1 protein-coding gene is annotated in these 1,055 nt (G+C 66.0%); it reads left to right on the forward strand.

From position 1 onward, the window contains the following. Positions 1–92 precede the first annotated feature (92 nt). A protein-coding gene (locus AC1DGP_RS35220; RefSeq protein ID WP_476833291.1) for an IS630 family transposase occupies positions 93–1,039 on the forward strand; the annotation gives its coding sequence in 2 pieces (ribosomal slippage) (positions 93–429 and positions 429–1,039; 948 coding nt in all). Positions 1,040–1,055 lie beyond the last annotated feature (16 nt).

Genomic DNA, 1,055 nt, shown 5'->3' on the forward strand with positions numbered 1-1,055 from the left:
GCTAGAGCAGGTTCATGGTTTTCCGATTCTGCCGGGATTCCCAAGCGCCGCGAACAGTGCGATTCCTTCCTTGTCTGACGCGGGAGGCCGGGATGGCACGGGCTTACAGCCAGGATTTGCGTGAGCGAGTGATTGCGGCGACCGAGGCGGGCTTGCCTGCCCGCCATGCGGCCGATCGGTTCGGGATCGGCATCGCGACGGCGATCGTCTGGGCGCGCCGGGCGCGGGAAACCGGAGAGCGCACGGCGCGGCGGCAGGGTCAGCCGCAGCGCTCCAAGCTCGATCCGCATGGGGCGTATCTGCAAGGCCTGATCGACGCCGACTGCGACATCACGCTGGCCGAAATGCAGGCGAAGCTGCTTGAGAAGCACGGCCTGAAGGCCGCCATCGGCACGCTCTGGAAGTTCCTCGACCAGCGTGGCCTGACCGTCAAAAAAAGACCGCGCACGCGGCCGAGCAAGATCGCCCCGACATCGCCGAGCGGCGTGAAGCCTGGTTCGACAGCCAACCCGATCTCGACCCGGCCCGCCTGATCTTCATCGACGAGACCGGCGCCAGCACCAAGATGGCGCGCCTGCGCGGACGGGCGCCGCGCGGCCAGCGTTTGCGCGCCGGGCTTCCTCACGGCCATTGGAAAACGACGACCTTCGTCGCGGGCCTGCGCCTCACCGGCATGACCGCGCCGATGGTGCTCGACGGGCCGATGAACCGCGAGGCCTTCCTGGCCTATGCGGGCCAGGTTCTCGCCCCGACGCTTGTGCCAGGCGACATCGTCATCATGGACAATCTGCCCGCCCACAAGGGCGAAGCGGTGCGCCAGGCCATCGAGGCGACCGGAGCCGCCCTCGTCTTCCTGCCGCCCTACAGCCCTGACTTCAACCCGATCGAGAACGCCTTCGCCAAGCTCAAGGCGCTCCTGCGAAAAGCAGCCGAGCGAACCGTCGAAGGCCTCTGGCGAACCATCGGAACAATCCTCGACGCCTTCACTCCCGACGAATGCAAAAACTACTTCAGGGCTGCCGGATATGAGCCGGAATAACGTGAAAATGCTCTAG

It is taken from the genome of Allobosea sp. 05T433 (assembly GCF_056396065.1).